The sequence below is a fragment of the Paenibacillus taichungensis genome (genome assembly GCF_003287275.1).
Taxonomy (GTDB): domain Bacteria; phylum Bacillota; class Bacilli; order Paenibacillales; family Paenibacillaceae; genus Paenibacillus; species Paenibacillus taichungensis_A.
This window is the reverse complement of record NZ_QEVW01000014.1, coordinates 227,358-246,234: the sequence shown is the minus strand read 5'-3', so window position 1 is coordinate 246,234 and position 18,877 is coordinate 227,358. Positions and strand designations below refer to the sequence as shown.

15 protein-coding genes are annotated in these 18,877 nt (G+C 44.1%); 10 read left to right on the top strand and 5 right to left on the bottom strand.

Translation table 11 applies throughout. The annotated features are described in order from the left end of the window. Positions 1 to 43: 43 nt before the first annotated feature. The 4 genes from DC345_RS21040 to DC345_RS21025 all read left to right on the top strand — a co-directional run bounded on the left by DC345_RS21040 (position 44) and on the right by DC345_RS21025 (position 7,396). The gene (locus DC345_RS21040) at positions 44 to 1,705 is read left to right on the top strand and encodes an extracellular solute-binding protein (protein ID WP_113054757.1); all 1,662 of its coding nucleotides are present in this window, start codon (positions 44 to 46) and stop codon (positions 1,703 to 1,705) included. Between the two features lie 95 nt (positions 1,706 to 1,800). Continuing rightward, complete coding sequence (locus tag DC345_RS21035; protein ID WP_113054756.1) at positions 1,801 to 3,615, top strand: sensor histidine kinase; 1,815 nt, start codon at positions 1,801 to 1,803, stop codon at positions 3,613 to 3,615. A 2-nt stretch (positions 3,616 to 3,617) separates the two neighbouring features. After that, the gene (locus DC345_RS21030) at positions 3,618 to 5,189 is read left to right on the top strand and encodes a response regulator (RefSeq protein ID WP_146752150.1); all 1,572 of its coding nucleotides are present in this window, start codon (positions 3,618 to 3,620) and stop codon (positions 5,187 to 5,189) included. Positions 5,190 to 5,347: 158 nt separating this feature from the next. Continuing rightward, on the top strand, positions 5,348 to 7,396 hold the full coding sequence (locus tag DC345_RS21025; RefSeq protein WP_258530741.1) for a glycoside hydrolase family 16 protein: 2,049 nt from the start codon (positions 5,348 to 5,350) through the stop codon (positions 7,394 to 7,396). A gap of 270 nt (positions 7,397 to 7,666) precedes the next feature. Here the strand turns inward: DC345_RS21025 and DC345_RS21020 are convergent, their stop codons facing one another. Further along, entirely contained in the window at positions 7,667 to 9,082 is a 1,416-nt protein-coding gene (locus tag DC345_RS21020; RefSeq protein ID WP_113054754.1) for a M56 family metallopeptidase, read from the bottom strand. Positions 9,083 to 9,091: 9 nt separating this feature from the next. Further along, a complete protein-coding gene (locus DC345_RS21015; RefSeq protein WP_113054753.1) occupies positions 9,092 to 9,466 on the bottom strand; it encodes a BlaI/MecI/CopY family transcriptional regulator in 375 nt (124 codons plus the stop codon). Positions 9,467 to 9,703: 237 nt separating this feature from the next. Here DC345_RS21015 and DC345_RS21010 point away from each other — a divergent pair, with 237 nt between their 5' ends. From DC345_RS21010 to DC345_RS21000, 3 genes are all read left to right on the top strand, one after another. Beyond that, on the top strand, positions 9,704 to 10,330 hold the full coding sequence (locus tag DC345_RS21010) for a hypothetical protein (RefSeq protein WP_113054752.1): 627 nt from the start codon (positions 9,704 to 9,706) through the stop codon (positions 10,328 to 10,330). Positions 10,331 to 10,521: 191 nt separating this feature from the next. After that, positions 10,522 to 11,115: a YdeI/OmpD-associated family protein gene (locus DC345_RS21005; RefSeq protein ID WP_113054751.1), complete on the top strand. Its 594-nt coding sequence runs from the start codon at positions 10,522 to 10,524 to the stop codon at positions 11,113 to 11,115. A gap of 179 nt (positions 11,116 to 11,294) precedes the next feature. Then, positions 11,295 to 12,326, top strand: a complete 1,032-nt coding sequence (locus DC345_RS21000; RefSeq protein WP_113054750.1) for an ABC transporter substrate-binding protein — start codon at positions 11,295 to 11,297, stop codon at positions 12,324 to 12,326. 179 nt (positions 12,327 to 12,505) lie between these two features. Here DC345_RS21000 and DC345_RS20995 read toward each other — a convergent pair whose 3' ends face one another. Further along, the gene (locus DC345_RS20995) at positions 12,506 to 13,882 is read right to left on the bottom strand and encodes an aminotransferase-like domain-containing protein (RefSeq protein WP_113054749.1); all 1,377 of its coding nucleotides are present in this window, start codon (positions 13,880 to 13,882) and stop codon (positions 12,506 to 12,508) included. Positions 13,883 to 14,069: 187 nt separating this feature from the next. Here DC345_RS20995 and DC345_RS20990 point away from each other — a divergent pair, with 187 nt between their 5' ends. Next, positions 14,070 to 14,930 (top strand): DMT family transporter, encoded by an 861-nt coding sequence (locus tag DC345_RS20990; RefSeq protein ID WP_113054748.1) that lies wholly within the window; start codon positions 14,070 to 14,072, stop codon positions 14,928 to 14,930. A gap of 186 nt (positions 14,931 to 15,116) precedes the next feature. Further along, positions 15,117 to 15,488, top strand: coding sequence for an iron chaperone (locus DC345_RS20985; RefSeq protein ID WP_113054747.1), 372 nt, complete (start codon positions 15,117 to 15,119; stop codon positions 15,486 to 15,488). A 68-nt stretch (positions 15,489 to 15,556) separates the two neighbouring features. On the opposite strand, the gene DC345_RS20980 is transcribed toward DC345_RS20985, so the two are convergent. Further along, positions 15,557 to 16,447: a LysR family transcriptional regulator gene (locus DC345_RS20980; protein ID WP_113054746.1), complete on the bottom strand. Its 891-nt coding sequence runs from the start codon at positions 16,445 to 16,447 to the stop codon at positions 15,557 to 15,559. Between the two features lie 111 nt (positions 16,448 to 16,558). On the opposite strand from DC345_RS20980, the gene DC345_RS20975 reads away from it, so the two are divergent. Then, positions 16,559 to 17,944: an MFS transporter gene (locus DC345_RS20975; RefSeq protein ID WP_113054745.1), complete on the top strand. Its 1,386-nt coding sequence runs from the start codon at positions 16,559 to 16,561 to the stop codon at positions 17,942 to 17,944. A 24-nt stretch (positions 17,945 to 17,968) separates the two neighbouring features. On the opposite strand, the gene DC345_RS20970 is transcribed toward DC345_RS20975, so the two are convergent. Beyond that, positions 17,969 to 18,832 (bottom strand): AraC family transcriptional regulator, encoded by an 864-nt coding sequence (locus tag DC345_RS20970; RefSeq protein ID WP_113054744.1) that lies wholly within the window; start codon positions 18,830 to 18,832, stop codon positions 17,969 to 17,971. Between the last annotated feature and the right edge of the window lie 45 nt (positions 18,833 to 18,877).

Sequence of the window (18,877 nt, the reverse complement as noted above, 5' to 3'; positions counted from 1 at the left end):
ATAAGGTTAATTCACAACTGTAGCAAAGAAAGGAGGGGATGGAATGAAACTCGGCTCCCTCAAGCACTGCATGGTCATTTGTTGGAGCTTAATCTTAATGCTAGTTTTGGCTGCATGTTCCCGATCAGAGCAAAATGAGAATCTGCCACCTCTACAGCCTGCTCACCCTTTACAACAGCCCGTTGAATACAAGGCGAACCCAGATCAACCCGCATGGAAGCTTGATAACACGCCTGTGGATTTGACCTGGTTTGTCGGCGCGAACTGGTATGGTCACACATGGGGTAAAAGTATGACCTCCAAGGTTGTAACAGAGAAAACGGGTGTTAACATCAAATTCGAAGTGCCCTCCGGTGAAACCAGTGAACAAATTGCGCTCATGATGACCTCTGGTAAGCTGCCGGATTTGATGACAATAGGCTCATGGGAAAGTGCGATTAATAAGTTGTGGGAAGGCGGACAGGTATATGCTTTAAATGAACTGGCGGAGAAATACGATCCTTACTTTTTCAAGGTCGCAGGGGACGGTGCATTGAAGTGGTATCGTCAAGAAAATGGCAATACATATGGCATTCCAAATGATTCATACAGCCCCAGCCTGATGCAGGCTACCGGTTTGACGGCTGCGAACCAAACTTTCTTAGTGCGAAAAGATCTGTATGAGGCTATGGGGAGACCGGATTTGAGCACTCCGGAAGGCTTTCTGAATGCACTGCAATTGTTGAAAGATCAGTATTCTGTGTACAAAGGACAGCTCATCAGTCCCTTCTTTGCTCAGGGGAATGTCTCTTATGGAATGACCGAATATTTGCAAAACCTGCTGGCTATCCCGCATGAAAAGGACGGTAAATTTAACGACCGTATGACCGACCCGGACTATATCATCTGGCTGAAAACGTTCCGCACAGCTTATGAGCGTGGCCTGATTAATGTGGATTTTCTGGTGGATTCGAATGCTCAGGTAGAGGAAAAAACCAGTAATGCCCGTTATTTTATGATGATTCGCGAGTGGACTGGTATGGCGGCTATTAATCCGATCCTGGCTGCGGGTGCATATCCGAATTCGTACTACATCGCTGTAGATGGACCGCAAAACAGTCACGGTGATCCCGCCAGACTGTTTCCTGGCAACATGGACGGTTGGATGGTTACGATGATCAACAAATCCACCAAGAATCCTGAGCGAGCCATCCGATTTTTGACCTATTTAGCCAGCGAAGAAGGACAAAAGGATGTATTTTTGGGAAAAGAAGGCGAAACATGGGCGATGAGGGATGGCAAACCGAAGTTGACGGCCGATATGGTCCAATTGCTTGACACAGATAGGGAGAGGCTGGAAAAGGAATACGGTATCATGGATACCTACTGGATGCTGCGTAACCCTGCCTTCGTTAATCAGTGGAGACCAGAAAAAGTGCCATCCGTTAACCAAATGGAGGAGTTCGCGAACAAACAAGCGGATCTGGACAGCGGCATATATAAGGGAATAGATCCTGTTGGAGATTCCGATATAGCCTTATCCTGGTCGCGTATTTCTCAGAATTGGGAAGAAGTTCTGCCAGAACTGATCACTGCCAAAGATGAAGCTGCTTTTGATAAAATTTTTGAAAATTTCTTGGCCCGCCGAGTAAATTACGGTTTTAATCAGGTAATGGAATACCGTCAGACCGAGCTGGAAGCGAGAAAAGCCAAGATGGCTGAATAATCATTCCTAACATCCGCGCTCTCTATCGGCCAACTTGTAATATATGGTATAACAAAGGTGGTGAGGAGTTCAGAGTGAATTACCTACTGACTAGATTGAGGAAACTTTACCGCAATGCCCGTATATCCCAAAAGCTGTTTTTGGCGTTTAGCCTGATGATTGCCATACCTGTTATTTTAGTATCCTTCTTATATATTCGCATGCAGGAAACTCAGCTATATAAGGACGCTATGGCAGCAGGTAATAGCCACGTTTCATGGTTAAACGAACAATTGCGCAGCAGAATGGATATCATTGAGAACGCTTCCAACACGGCACTCACTCAAAAATCATTTGTTGATTTTATTCATTCCAATATGCTTGTGGATGGACTACGACTGGTGAAATTTAAGCAAAACCAATTTGAGCAAATGCAAAATATCATTCAAAGCAATGCAATGATCAGTGAGCTCAGCTTTTACGTCGATAACCCGAACTTGTATGAAATCTGGCCTGAAATCTATCATTATCAGAAATTTTGGCCGCAGGATTACTGGGCTAAGCTTCGGGATGAAGGTGGGGCTGCTTACCGCTTATTTTCTTTTAAGGATGGTGAACATACGCTATCATACTACCGGCTGGTTCGCCTTCAGGGTCAGGAGAAAAAACGACCTAGTATTATGGAAATTCGCGTTCCACACAGTATGTTTTTCAGCGACCTGCTCCAGGAGAGCAAGGGGGATTTCTTTTCTGTTTTAATGAACGAAAGCGATTCTCCCCAATATGTTTATAATTCCCAGCATGAGTTTTCTCGAAAAGCCGGAGAGGGACTGGATGAAATTCTTGGCGGTATTCATCGCCAGTTGGATGTACTGCCACAGGAAAGTCCAGTTAAGATTAAGGTTGGAGATCAGAGCTACTATGCACTATACCGTTACATCGCTCCGCTAAACACTTATGTGGTTGATATCGCCTCCCATCAGGCATTGATGAAGGGGCCACGCAGCTGGTATGCATTTGTGGTAACGATTACATTATGTGTTCTGCTGCTTATCATGCTGCTCGTATCACATACAACTCGGCGCATTTTCCGACGGCTGGACAGCGTATTGGCTTCAATGCGTCAAGTGCGAAAAGGAGAACTGGATGCAACGATTGATACCGGTCTTGATGAGAACGAAAGAGGGGATGAGATTGATGAAGTGGCTGTGAGCTACAATAAAATGTTACATGAGGTCAAACGTCTGATGACACAGGTCGTGGATAAGCAATTGATCGCCAAAAACGCACAGCTGCATTCACTGCATTCGCAGATCAACTCTCATTTTTTGTATAACGCACTGGAATCTATTCGAATGCTCGCGGAGGTTCAACGACAACCTGCTATTGCAAATTCATTGGTATCATTAGGTTCACAACTTCGTTACAGCATGCAGTGGCGCAGCGATACGGTTGCGCTTCGTGAGGAACTTGCTAACATTCAAAGTTACATTCAATTTATTAATTTGATGGAAGGCGGCAGCATCAAATTGACATCAGATCTTCCGCTGGAGGTGCTCCGCTATGCGATTCCTAAAATGTGTATGCAGCCTATCGTTGAAAACGCAGTGCATCACGCTGCACCATCAGGCGGTAGTGTGTGTATTCAGATCACCGTATCAGTGGAGAATGACCGCTTGCTCATTAACATACAAGATGATGGAGAGGGGGTAGACCCGGAGATGTTACTTCGACTGCAAGCGGCACTGCGGGGAGACTCGGATTCGCCGATTGTTACCAGCAAGAACGGACTTGGTTTGGAAAATGTGAATAAGCGGCTGCAGCTTCATTATGGCGAGGATTGCGGTCTTTGGATTGATAGTGTTCAGGGCGCTTATACCTGTGTAACGATACGTTTGCCTTGGGAAAATGTAAATCTTGGAGGGTGGTAGGAGTGATCAATATTCTGGTTGTGGACGATCAAAAGCACATACGTGACGGTCTGCAGGCGATGCTGCATCAATTTCCTCTGGAGCTGAACAACATTTACTGTGCTGCAAGCGGGATGGAGGCGCTAATCTTTTTGCGCCAGCATAACATTCACATCGTTATTACTGATATTATGATGCCAGACATGGACGGGCTGGCACTGATGGCACAGACCAAAGATGAGCGTATCGAGGTGGAATACCTCATTATTAGCGGTTATAGTGATTTTACATATGCTCAGAAGGCCATCGAACTAGGGGCAAAGGGATACTTGTTAAAACCTCTGAAGCGAGGGGATCTGCTAACTTCACTAGAGCATGTTTGGCAAGAAATTCAGACACGGCAGGCTCTTGCGGACAACATACAGCATGTCTCCCGTCTCGCCCAAGAGACAGATCGCAAAGAATTAAGAATGTTTATGCACGGAGCGTTAAACGATGAGGCCTGGATCCTCCAAATCCAGGAACAACATCCTGCACTTTGGCACAATTATCGCTTATGTTTGCTGCGAGAGAAATGTTGGATCAATCAGCCGGGTTCCAGCAGTGTCCATAGCATGGAAGCTATTGCTTATGATGTGTTCGGTAGACAAGGTTGCGTTTGCCTGCAACACAGCCCGTATCTGATTCTCGCAGTGGATTCATCGATAGATCCGGAGGCTTTACCAGCGGCGCTCAAGGAAGGGATGATCGATGCCATAACCGTTATGACTGACCCGCAGCAAGGATTAAAGATGTTGCCCGGTAGCTATACACAAGTACATGAGTTATTCCACCATAGTTATCTGTTTCCAGATCGATATATCATCCTGCCAGCAACTATTGAGCATATGGAGCAGCAGTGGCAACTCCCTTATGAAGAGCTTTATGAACTGTTCCAGTCTGTTGGGACCGACGATAGTGGTAGAATTGCTCAGGGCATTTCAGCAATATTTAACAAAAATGTACTGCAACGCTATCATATTGGCTATACCCAACAACTCTGCGGCGCCACAGTGCAGATGATGGAGGAATACGAACGAGTTATTCGTCCCTACATGGGTGAAGAAGCGCTGGATCTTGAATCTTTGCGTAATCTCTTTGATTATCCGGGGATGCGCGATTATATTCAAGCGCTGCAACAGCAGCTGCTTCGATTGAATCAGTTCTATTTTGAATATAAACAGAGTTATCGCAATTCTCAGGATCTAAACGAAGCCATCCGTTTTATACACGAAAGCTATCATAAGCCGCTGGACCTCGCGATGGTATCCAATCATGTGTCGCTTAATTATGCCTATTTCTCAAATCTGTTCAAGAAGAATATTGGTAAAGGATTTGCAGAATACCTGAGAGATGTACGTATGGATAAAGCGCGGCGTCTCCTAGCCGAAACCGATCATAAGATTGTTGAAGTTGCTGCTATGGTAGGCTATGAAAGTTACAAAAGCTTTACGCGAGCGTTCCGCCTAGCGATGGAAATTCAACCCACAGAGTATCGACAAATGATGCGTCAAAAGGTAGAACGTGAAGTGCAATACCACAGTACAAATATATAAATTGAATCAAAACCCAAAAAAATGGGATATAACAAAAATAATTGTACCTTTTCAGCAGATTATCCTATTCGATAGAATAAAGATGTTCCCCGATGTAAGCGATTACCTTTAAACGCATAGATTGGGAGAAACTATTATCTTATCAAAGGAGGGCAATTATGAAACCATCTCACTTTACGGGGAAACGGTTTATGAAAAAGGTACTTGGCTTGTTCCTAGTGGTTGTGATGCTAGCTAGTGTTGGCGTGCTGCCAACATCGAAAGTTCAGGCAGCTGGAACGACAGTTACCTCAATGGAGTACTTCTCACCAGCAGATGGACCTGTTATTTCAAAATCTGGGGTTGGCAAAGCCAGCTACGGATTTGTTATGCCTAAGTTCAATGGGGGCTCCGCCACGTGGAACGATGTTTACAGTGACATGGGTGTTAATGTGAAAGTGGGTAACAACTGGGTTGATATAGATCAAGCCGGAGGTTATATCTATAACCAAAACTGGGGGCACTGGAGCGATGGTGGTTTCAATGGTTATTGGTTCACCCTTTCTGCAACAACCGAAATTCAACTGTACTCCAAAGCGAATGGCGTTAAACTTGAATATCAACTTGTATTCCAAAACATCAACAAAACAACCATCACAGCCATGAATCCGACACAAGGGCCGCAAATTACAGCAAGTTTCACAGGCGGTGCAGGCTTTACATATCCAACGTTCAACAATGATTCTGCGGTAACCTATGAAGCCGTAGCGGATGATTTGAAGGTGTATGTAAAACCTGTAAATAGCAGCACATGGATTGATATTGACAATAATGCAGCCAGCGGCTGGATTTATGATCACAACTTTGGCCAATTCACCGACGGTGGAGGAGGTTACTGGTTTAACGTAACGGAGTCGATCAACGTCAAATTGGAATCAAAGACTTCCTCGGCTAACCTTGTTTATACCATTACGTTTAATGAACCTACAAGAAATTCATATGTCATTACGCCATACGAAGGAACAACCTTCACAGCAGATGCGAATGGTTCCATTGGAATTCCACTTCCCAAAATTGATGGGGGTGCGCCAATCGCCAAGGAACTGGGCAACTTTGTATACCAAATTAACATCAATGGGCAATGGGTGGATTTGAGTAACTCCAGTCAGAGCAAGTTTGCATACTCGGCAAATGGCTACAACAATATGTCTGATGCCAACCAGTGGGGTTACTGGGCCGATTACATCTATGGACTTTGGTTCCAGCCAATCCAGGAAAATATGCAAATCCGTATCGGATATCCGTTGAACGGGCAGGCGGGTGGAAATATTGGCAATAACTTCGTCAACTATACCTTCATCGGCAATCCTAATGCTCCACGTCCGGATGTATCCGATCAAGAGGATATCGCGATCGGAACACCAACCGACCCGGCTATCGCGGGCATGAATCTCATCTGGCAGGATGAATTTAACGGAACTACGCTGGATACCAGTAAATGGAACTATGAAACAGGATATTATCTCAATAACGATCCCGCTACTTGGGGATGGGGTAATGCAGAGCTGCAGCACTACACGAACAGCACTCAAAATGTATATGTACAGGACGGAAAGCTGCATATCAAAGCCACGAATGATAGCAAATCTTTCCCACAGGATCCGAATCGCTATGCACAGTATTCTTCAGGTAAGATTAACACCAAGGATAAACTTTCCCTGAAGTACGGTAGAGTAGATTTTCGTGCCAAGCTTCCTACAGGGGATGGCGTTTGGCCAGCACTGTGGATGCTTCCAAAAGATTCAGTATACGGCACATGGGCTGCATCAGGTGAAATTGATGTTATGGAAGCGAGAGGACGTCTTCCAGGGTCTGTAAGCGGTACCATACATTTTGGTGGACAATGGCCCGTGAACCAGTCTTCAGGTGGCGATTATCACTTCCCTGAAGGGCAAACTTTTGCCAATGATTATCATGTGTACTCGGTTGTCTGGGAAGAGGACAACATTAAATGGTATGTCGACGGCAAGTTTTTCTATAAAGTGACTAACCAGCAGTGGTATTCTACAGCTGCACCGAACAATCCGAACGCTCCTTTCGATGAGCCGTTCTACCTCATTATGAACTTGGCAATCGGCGGAAACTTCGACGGAGGCCGTACTCCGAACGCGTCCGATATCCCAGCGACCATGCAAGTGGATTATGTACGTGTGTATAAAGAACAGTAATAAAACAGCCGTTTCCGCGATTGGGGTCGTGTCGAGGCCATTCACCATAGTTACGGGTGATGAGGCAAGTTGAACGGAGAATAAAGACAGGGAAGACCAACAACAAAATGTTGTTGGTCTTTGTTGTTCAAGAAGGTTGACGGTTAGGCTCAAACGAAATGCCTCTTCTCTACAATAATGAAGCAGCCTTGGTTCAACAATTGAACAAAGGCTGCTTCTTGGAGTCTTTATATCTTGCCTATATATTTTGTGATTTCATGTAAAAAGCTTTTAATGACGGGAAGCTTCTTGAGCTGGCACTACAGAGGGCTCTTCACGAACTGCCGATTGTAATGTTGGGCGTGTTACCCTAGCTGCTTCTTCACGAACTGTGGCTTGAGCTGCCGAAGGTCTTACCTCAGGAGCTTCTTCACTAACAACTGCTTGTGCCGATGGACGTGCTACTACAGTCGCTTCTTCGTGAACTGCCGCTTGAGCTGATGGTTGTGTTACTACAGGAGCTACCACTTGGTCATCTGAACGTGTTACAACCGAAACTTCATCACGAGGTGTCGCTTGAGCTGATGGGCGTGCTACCACAGGAGATTCTTCACGAGCTGATGGACGAGTTACTGCAGGAACTTCTTCGCGAACAGCCGCTTGCTCCGATGGACGCGTTACAGCGGATGTTTCGTCACTTGCAACCACCCTCGGAGTATTGCTCGAAGCCCAAGCCGTTGTCACTGTACTAATTGTAGCAACGACGAAAAGCGTCGATATCGCTATAATAAAGGTTTTCTTGTTCGCATTCTTTACGTTCAGCATAAAAGTTAATCTCCTTTTTAATTGTTTGCCGTCCCCTGATAAAGAGGAGCAGAATTGTATGGGTAAATTCCTTGACCCTGCCACTACGTTCAAGATGGTTTCCCCATAGCGTTTACGATCCGCAAAGGACATTCCCTTTACGACTTCTTCATCGCAGGACAGTTCGCTCCACGTATGAATATCTTTGGAAAGCATATGAACTAATGGATTGAACCAATGCAGTGAACGGGCTACTAATATGAAGGCCTTGATCCATAGATCTTTCCTTTTCAGGTGAATCAGTTCATGATGGAACACCATACCGATATCCACGTTTGCAGAATTCTTCATAGGCAGATAAATAGTAGGTTTCATCAATCCAACTAGAAAAGGACTGCGAACCAGAGGGCTGTAAGCAAGCCGAACCTCGTCCTTGAGACCCAGATTCTCCTTAATTGCAGGGAGCAGCATAGCAACCTCACTGGTCTTCGGAACGATGGTTCGCGTCAGTTTTAATGTCTTGAGAAACCTGTGATAACAATAGGTTTGCCATGCTGCAAAAACTATGGCCCCGATCACCCACAAGCATATTAAAGTGAAAGCTATGTTTGGTGAAATAGTCTGTACCTGTATGGTAGGTGCCGGATTGAATGGTCCAGGTAACACGTGTTGAACAGTTAAGGGTGACTCATTTACAGTAGTACTGGATGTAAACAACGAAAAAATCCAATGAAATACCAGAAAGATAGGCAATAGATACAAACCTAAAGCCATTTTCCCAATTCCAAAACGCCATTTTGCAGGAATGACTTGAAAGGGGGCAAGCCGCAAAGACAGAATGAAAGCGACAACGACACTTCCGGCAACGGTCAGCGTAGACAGTAATACAAGAATGGTATTCATAGACTACACCTACTTTTCTGAAAACCATTGTCTCAGCTCTGCAATGTCTTTATCCGAGAGCTTGTCGCCATCATACAAAGCTGAAATCATATTTTTTACAGAGCCTTGATATAATCCATCCAGAACTTGCTGTGTCTCCAATAGCTTGTAGTCTTCGGGCGAAATACGAGGCACATATTTGTTGGTCCGTCCATCCCTTGTCGCTGTAAGGGCCCCTTTGTCTACCAGCCGAGAGAGAAAGGTGGAAATTGTTTGCGCCTTCCATGCCTTACCCCTTTGGGAAAACATGTTCAGCAGTTCGGTGGAGGTGACTGGTGGCTCACACTCCCAGATCACTTCCATCAGTTCCATTTCAGTATCCGATAATTTTTGAAGATGGTTCACGGTGAACACTCCTTAACTTCGTTATGCGTCCATATCGAAGGTTATTACTACACTACGTAGTACATACAAGTTACTACAACGTGTAGTAGATAGTCAAGTGGTGAATGAATACTGTAAAATCAGAGTCAGGTTTGTACTAGCAGTATGTTCAATCTTTGATTGATTTTAATGCAGAGACGAATGTCTGGAGTATATACTTAGTCTTAAATCCTGAAATCACTATGGGGGAGGAACCACATGAATCTATTTCACATACAATCTACACTGCAAGAGATTGATTGGACCGCATTGTTCCTTGAGAATAACTTTATCGGCATTGGTTGGCCGGCGACAGGAGATTTGGAGAACGAGCCTGCTGCAGAATGGACAGAGCAATTAGTTCAACGCTACAGGATAGGAAAGACGGAGCTTAGTGATGTCCTGGATACGCTCCATACTTTTGTCTACATCATGCAGGATGGGGACTATGTCTTGATAAACGATGATGAGTGGGCATATGTTGGGGATATGGGAGATTATTTTTACGATGATTCCAACGGAACCGGAGAGGAGTACATATGCCACCGACGAGGTGTTACCTGGCTGGGACGCATTCCCTTAGCAGAGTTAAACGACAAAGTACTTGAACTTGTAAGTCATTACTCAATTATTGCAAAGTTCGAACATCCAATTTCCCGGGCTCAACTGGAGCCATGGGTTTCGATCACCTCTGCAACCACTGAAGAAGATAAATATTCTTCAGTTAGAGTAGATGAAGGCACAATTCAAGAAGCGCTCAATGTTCTAAAAAACGCATTGCAAAGCGAAAAAGAGGACCTTCGCATCCAAGCAGCGACGGCAATTTTACAATATGCAAAATCCTAGGGGTTTCTCTCCTTGGTTTCTTTAATATGGGTTGACCCGACGCCAAAAGGTATCATAATATTAAAGCGACACTACATGGTATGAAATGAAATTAAAGGCTTTTTCTTGGCAATCATATGTAGAGAGAAGCATTTAATAAAATTCAATTACAATCTCAATAATATGACTAGCATGATGAAGGATGGTCCCTGATGACAGCTAATAAAACAAATCCCAAGGTGGATGAATATTTAAACAAAGCAAAGAAGTGGAAGGAAGAATCGGAGAAGCTAAGAGAGATCGTTCTTTCCTGCGGGCTGACCGAAGACTTTAAGTGGATGCATCCTTGTTACACGTTGGAGAATAAAAACATCGTTATCATTCATGGATTTAAGGAGTATTGTGCGCTTCTTTTCCATAAAGGAGCCTTGTTAAAGGATAAGCAAGGTATTCTAATCCAACAAACAGAAAATGTACAAGCAGCTCGCCAGATCCGGTTCACCAACCTTCAACAAATCGTTGATATGGAAAACATTCTGAAAGAGTACGTTCTTGAAGCCACTGAGGTTGAAAAGGCAGGATTGAAAGTGGAACTCAAAAAGAATACAGAATATGTTGTTCCAGAAGAGTTTCAGGCTAAACTGGATGAAAACCCTGCTTTGAAAACGGCATTTGATGGATTAACGCCTGGACGTCAGCGGGCATACCTTTTTTATTTTTCCCAACCCAAGCAATCCAAAACCCGAGTCTCCAGGGTTGAGAAATCTACACAGCAAATTCTGGATGGAAAAGGATTAAATGATTAAACCGTTAATGACCAGGGAAGCAGTCTGTTTTGAAATTAATTTATATGCGTCAAAGCACCTGCCTTCGTAGGTGCTTTTTTGTTTGTCTTTTGTCGAATTTGAAATCATCTTGTCAAATGTCTTATCCCATGGTATCGTTGATAACGATTATCAATATCATTTGAAGAGGTGGGTTTATTTTGCTGAAACGAAGAAATTCGATATGGATAATGTCCGCATTGATTGTATTGCTCGTACTGAGTGCATGTGGTCAGTCCGTAACATCAAGCAATACAACGGAGACTATAAACACAACCGGAGCTGCGGACACGGGATCATCAATCGACTCAACTTCTGCTTCTGATGCCGATACCACAACAGGTACTGAAGGAGAGACCGTTACATATCAATCGGATGCAGGTGAAGTGGAAGTACCTGTGGAGCCGAAGCGGATTATCGATTTGACCGCATTTTCAACAGGGTACTTTGTTGCACTCGATGCTCCAGTCGTCGGAGCCTTATCAGGTGCAATAAACAACAAGTACATCAAGGCTCAGCTCAAAAGTGAGGGGACAACAGATCTAGGAGAGCAGCCAACAGCCGAGCAATTGATCAGCCTAAAGCCTGATCTGATTATCGCATACACAGGTACGGAGGGCCTCGACAAGTTGTCGCAGATTGCACCAGTAGTACAGTTACAATATGGTAAGCGTAATTTCAAGGATCTCATGTTGGAGATGGGGAAACTGACCAATAGAGAAGCCGAAGCAAAAAACTGGCTCACACAATGGGAAGCGAAGATCACTGAGCTGAAGCCGAAAGTACTTGCTGCTGTGGGTGATCGTACAGTCTCCATTTTGAATCCATACGCCAAGGGATTATTTGTATTTGGTCATAATTACGGTCGTGGTGGTGAAATACTGTATGACGAAATTGGCCTCAAGGCACCTATGAGGGCTCAGACAGAGGCCATTGACAGTGGTACAGGCTGGGCCTCAATCTCGATGGAAGTATTACCTGAATATGCAGGCGACATCATCTTCACTAGCCCGTGGTCAGGGGATACAACCGATCCCAAGATTGTTTACGATAATACGGTGTGGAAAAACCTAACTGCAGTCAAAGAGGGCCATGTGTTCCAGCTTGATCCGACCTCTGATACATACAACGACCCTGTATCGCTTGAAGGTCAGCTGACGTTTATCTCGGACAGTCTGCTTTCGGTGAAGTAGTCCATGGTTAAATGTTTGAAGAGGTCCGTGCACTTTAGCACGGACCTCTTCAAATTATACTTGTTTTGATTTGCTGACTCGTGTTCAATCACTCGTCGCAGTAATTACTTCAAAACCTGCTTGATAATCTAAATTAGCATATCCCGTTCCAATTCAGATGTAGTTGTATCGATTGTATTTTACAACCGGAAAAATGGCTTGGGAGGGTTGCTTGTGAAACGCATATGATTTAATTCCTCTGCAATGATGCCGATTCCCTCTTCAATCGCTTTTTCGTCGGTACGAACGATACTAAGACGCAACAAGTTCAGCTTGCGAAACGATGAGAGAAACTGATTATCAGTGGCCAGAACGTCAACGCCACGATTCTCCAACCGTTTGATTAAATCTTCTATGTTAATGGAATCGGAAAGGCGTATCGTTGCGAAGAGTCCTCCACAAGATTGAACAGTATATAAGCACTCCTTGGGAAGTAATCGCTGTGAAGCTTCCTTTAGATACCTAATGCGCTCATGGTACAAGGCTTTCATCTGTTTGGCATGATGATCATACATACCCGACTTCATATAAATTTCAAGAAAACCTTGGGACAATACTGAGGTGCTTAAATCAGCTGCATGTTTGTGCCATTGCATTAATGGAATTAGCGAATCGGGTATAACGGCAGCAGCAATCCTTAATCCAGGCAACAGCACTTTGGAGAAACTTCTGAGGTAAATGACATGGCTGGCACCATGATATGCGTGGATTGGATCAGCTTTACTGTTAGTTTCAAGATCTGCTAGATAGTCATCTTCAACGATGTAAACATCATAGGCCTTGGCAAGTTCAGCCAGCCGCTGCTTTTCTTTCTCCGTATATGAAGTTCCTAAAGGATTATGGAAACGGGGGATTGTATAAAAAAATTTGATCATATTACTCTGAAAATGCCGCTCCAAGGTCACCCAGTCAATTCCTTCATGAGTTCTCTCGATACCAATGACGGTTTGGTTCTGTGTCTTAAGTGCTGCAAGCATGCCCCAATACGTCGGCTGTTCAACCAGAATGTTAGATTTGCCGTTAGGGAAAGGCATGCCAGCTAACAGATGTAATGCCTGTTGAGCACCTGAATAGATAAACACCTGCTCCGGCGAAGGGAACACCTGTTGTCTTTGAAAAAGCTTTATGAGCTGTTGCCTAAGAGACAGCAGCCCCTGCGGGTTTGCATAGGTGAATATGGACGCTTCAAATAGTTCCAGAGCTTTATTCATACTTTGACGAAATTCAGCTTGAGGAATCGAAGATGAATCTGGAGCAGCAGATGCAAAATCGATTCGTTTTGTTTCCAACAACGGGAGAAGGGCTTCCTTGGCTACGACAAAATAACCACTCTTTGGGCGTGAATATATAAGATATTGATCTTCAAGCTCTTGATATACTCCAATAATGGTATTAAGACTACAACCAAATCGTTCACTTTGCTTACGGATGGACGGCAGTTTCTGACCGGGTCCAATCAAACCATCAACAATCTCAGAACGAATCAGTTCAACAATAGATTCTTTTTTATTGCCCATTCCTATGCTCCTAACTTTATAAATGACCTGTTCTAATCTGTACCCATACAGATCGATAAATATTCAATGTACGAGATGATTTGTATCTAATATAATACAAATCAATCATAAAAGTGCACTTATGAATTGATTTTTTTGCATTATTTCTAAACTGTACAGTTAATTAGGATCATATGGAGTGGATTGGATGAATCAAAAGAGAAACGGTTGGATCAATGGTTTTCTGGGCGTACTTATTTTCAGTGGGTCACTTCCCGCAACACGATTAGCAGTAATAGACTTTGATCCGGTGTTCCTCACTGTATGTCGAGCTGCTATTGCTGGGGGGTTGGCTGGAATTCTGTTGCTGCTATTCCGACAACAGCGTCCAGTGCGAGGTGATATCTTTCCTTTATTCGTAGTAGCATTATGTGTAGTAGTTGGTTTTCCGCTGCTTACAGCCATAGCTCTTCAGTATGTAACATCTGCACATGCAATCCTCTATCTCGGCCTGTTACCACTTTCAACAGCTATATTTGGGGTGCTGCGGGGCGGTGAGCGTCCAAGAGCTGCTTTTTGGATCTTGTCAGTTCTGGGCAGCAGTCTTGTTGTCGGCTTTGCGCTGACAGAAGGAGCAACATCGTCGCCTATTGGTGATACGCTTATGCTTGCCTCGATCATCGTATGTGGTTACGGTTATGCGGAAGGGGCACGACTATCACGGAGATTAGGAGGCTGGCAAGTAATCTCTTGGGCACTTGTGTTATCGCTTCCCTTTATGGTTTTGCTTTCAGTTTATTACATGCCTGCTTCATGGTCGGATATTCATGGTTCTTCATGGTTAAGTCTTGGCTACGTTTCCCTCTTCAGCATGCTTATTGGTTTTGTGTTCTGGTACCGTGGCCTGGCCCAAGGCGGGATAGCTGCGGTAGGACAACTGCAGCTTCTTCAACCGTTCTTCGGATTAGTGCTTTCGGCGCTCGTTCTCCATGAGTCCATTGGCTGGTCCATGTTTGCAGTAAATATCGGTGTCGTGTTATGTGTGGCAATTGCCAAACGTTTCGCATGAATTCAGAGCCTATTCATATGCTGATATGTTATGCTAAATATCGTTACTTCTGAGACTTGTATAGAGTCATAATCCGTATATTCTTCCAACCCTTTGGCGAATCTGTACCAAAGGGTTTTTCAATTTCATTTTCATGATAATATGAGATGAAGTATGCGAATTAAATTCTGGTTAGGAGAAGATAATATGGACGTTTTTGCAGAATATCTGGCACGAATTGATAACCTGGGACATCGGGATCGTACGGAAGAAGTATTAGAGTGGATTATCAACAAGTACCCCAATTTAGTACCTAAAATAGCGTGGAATCAGCCCATGTTTACCGATCATGGCACATTTATTATTGGATTTAGTGTATCCAAACATCATTTGGCTATGGCGCCTGAAAAGGCAGGGATCAATCATTTTTCCGATGAAATTGCGAAAGCTGGTTATGATCATACGAAAGAGTTGGTGCGCATCCGGTGGGATGGGCCGGTTGATTTTTCATTACTGGAAAGAATAATTGACTTTAACATCACAGAAAAGGCAGACTGTTCAACCTTTTGGCGGAAATAGGCATGCGAATATCCTACAACAAAAGACCTCGCTCTCACTTACGTCGGTGAGCGGGGTCTTTATAATGCTCATTCATCCATTGAGTTGGACATTGCACCAAAGTAATCTATAACTACGCTGCGAAACGCGATAGCTGCATTCGAGATATATCTGTCTCTATGCGACAATAAAGCAATTTCCCGCACGAGGCTCTGATCCTCAATTTGAAGATATACAATGCGTTCCTGCGGGTTTCCTGCTGTATTGGGTATGAATGCAAGCCCAATCTCCGCTTCCACAAGTGCAGTTAATCTTGCAGGTTCATCTCCTTCATAAACATACTTCGGTACAAACCCGACGGATTGGCATTTGGAGTCCACCAGATCACGAATACCATATCCTTTTTTCACCCCCACAAACCATTCATCCTTAAGCTCTTCTAAAGTGATGCTGCTTCGATCCGCATATCGATGACCGAGAGGCACAGCGACTACAATGGGGTCCTCGAACAGTATCTGACATTCAATATCATCCCCATGGATCGGAGGGGATGATAAGCAAAAATCAATTTCACCGCGGTGGAGAAGGGTGGACATCTCTTCCAAAGTAACCATTTGTACATGAAACTGAACATTCGGCTTATTTTTTCGGAATTCCCGCAAGATTCCTGGTAATGTGCTTGCTGTAGTGACTGCCAAGTTAAGTGTACCGTGATCCGGGTTGGAGAGATCAGCAATTTCCTGTTTTCCCTGTTCCAATTCGAATAGTGCTTTTTCTGTCCGTCGAAGGAATGTTCTTCCGAATTCATTTAACCGCAGCTTTCTGCCCAATCGATCAAATAACGGTGCACCCAAGTCATCCTCCAAACGTTGTATCGTTTTGCTCAGTGAGGATTGAGTGACATGCAGCTTGCCCGCAGCTTCCGTAACATGTTCACATCGGGCTAACGTTAGAAAATAGCGTAGCTGAAGAAGTTCCATTTCGCACCACTCTCTTATTCCTTTTGGTTCATCAAATCATAACATAAAATGCGTTGGAATAAATAATGGGATTCCATTAAGATGACAACAGAAGAAGGGGGGATATACGTAATGAACGCTCGAAATATATGGTTAATGATATCTGTGGGTTTGGGAATCATGCTGAATCCGCTCAATTCCTCCATGATCTCTATAGCAATTGCAAGACTACAACAGGAGTTTTCACTTGATGTTACAGCCGTGTCATGGATTATTTTTTCCTTTTACATTGCAAGTGCAGTGGCTCAACCCGTCATGGGAAAATGCAGTGATCTGTTTGGCCGAAGACAGATATTCCTTATCGGTCTGGTTGTTGTCTTCGTTTCCTCCGTGTTAGCTCCGTTATCACCAAACTTTTCTTGGCTCATCGTATTCCGGATCATTCAATCTGTTGGCACAAGCATGATGGTAGCCGTCGGGATGGCGATTGTAAGAATCCACGTTACTGAGAAACAGGCAGCTGCCCTGTCTATCCTTGCGATGTTCCTGTCTGGTGCAGCCGCGGTAGGCCCTTTTATTGGCGGTGTATTGATTCATTGGTGGGACTGGCAAAGTATTTTTCTTGTGAATATTCCATTGGTGATTGCAAGCTTTATATTCGCCTGGAAAACCATTCCCAAAGAAGGGGCACTTAAATCCAACTATGGTGACTTGTCCATCAGAAAATGGTTCCTGCTGATTGATGCGCCAGGCATACTCTTGTTCACTGTCGCTTTGGTGATTCTGCTAATGAGCGTGCTTTCCGTTAAATCAACCGGACATTTTTCATCATGGCACCTTATGGCAGGGGGAATCGGTTTGATTGCATTAGCAAGTTTTATACGACATGAATTGAAAACACCGTCTCCTTTTATCCCGCTGAGGGTATTTGCCAAATATCCCGAAATGACCTGGGTGAATGTACAATTTATGCTGGTTAACACGTTGTTTTACGCGCTGTTCTTTGGTGTGCCGTCTTATTTGCAGCAGGTACGCCATCTGAACGAAGTTCATACAGGACTAATGATGCTAACCCTCGGTTTATGCTCACTCATTAGTTCTCCACTCGCCGGACGCTGGATTGACAAATCAGGTACGCGGCCAGCTTTGATCGTTTCAGCGGTGTTAATGACGTTCGGTTCCATCTTGATAGTGGCATTGGATAAAAATTCACCCGTGGTGAGTGTCATCTTGCCCTTAGCTGTATTCGGCATAAGTAACGGGCTGAACAGTGTCGGGATGCAGGCGGCTTTGTTTAAGAGCACACCCAAAGATATGATCGGGGTCGCATCAGGCATGTTTAACACATCGAGATATCTGGGGACCATTTTGTCGTCGTTGTTGATTGGCATTGTCATGGGAAACACTTTCAGTTTTATCGGATTTCAAACGCTCGGAATCATCCTGTCGGTATTAGCTGCATCTTTAATCATGATGACCTTACGACGCCATAAATCATCCGAAGCACAAGCGATATAGTGACAAACCACATGATTCACATTTTTACGTAGTCATATATTGCTTTCGAAATTGAAGCGGAGACAACCCGATATACCGTTTGAAACAAGACGAGAAGTAGGGTGCATAACGAAAACCCACTTCTTCCGCAATGCGGTCGATTAACCAGTCTGTAGTAACCAGTAATCGCTTTGCACGTTCTAAACGAAGCTCATTTAAATACTCAATCGGTGTTTTACCATACTTCATTTTCATGCAACGGATAACATAGTTGGGATGAAAATGGAGAGCTGCGGCCAAGGTTTCATTTGTGACCTTTGTCTTGTAATTCTGTTGAATATATATTGCTGCTTGTTCTGCTAATCGTGTCTGTACTGAATCCATCACCCGCAAGCTACCTTCTTCCAGCATGGACAGCAATTCACCTAGCAAGCGCTGCTCCTGCCAAAAGGAGCTTTCCATTTCAAGTGTCAACAATTGCTCCAGAAGGTTGAAAACCGCTTGTGGATTGGCTAATTTTGAATGCTTAGGAAGCCTTAATGTATAAGGGTTGCCAAACGGTCTGGAGGAGTCTTGCAACTCCGGTTCATGGATAGAAGAGGTGAGCAAACTTTCATATCTTTCAACATGCTCGAAATGCAGCCAGTAAAACACCGTTTTCTGTGTACACGGCCTGACCGAATAGTGTTCTCCTTCTGGCAGCAGGATTAGTGAATCTCCTTTTTCCAAGGTCCATTGCTGATCATTCTCTCCTATATATAACTCTCCCTTGACCACAATCAGTACATCGTAGATACCAAGCTTTTTTCGGTTCGGATGATGATCTCCAATTTCATATTCTGAACGTCCCGCTCCTAAATAATAGGGGAGTTGGGGGACTTTAAGCTCTATGATTCCTTCTCCATTCAAAACAGATAACCCTCCCTATTAGTGTTAAATTTTATAGAAATAAGT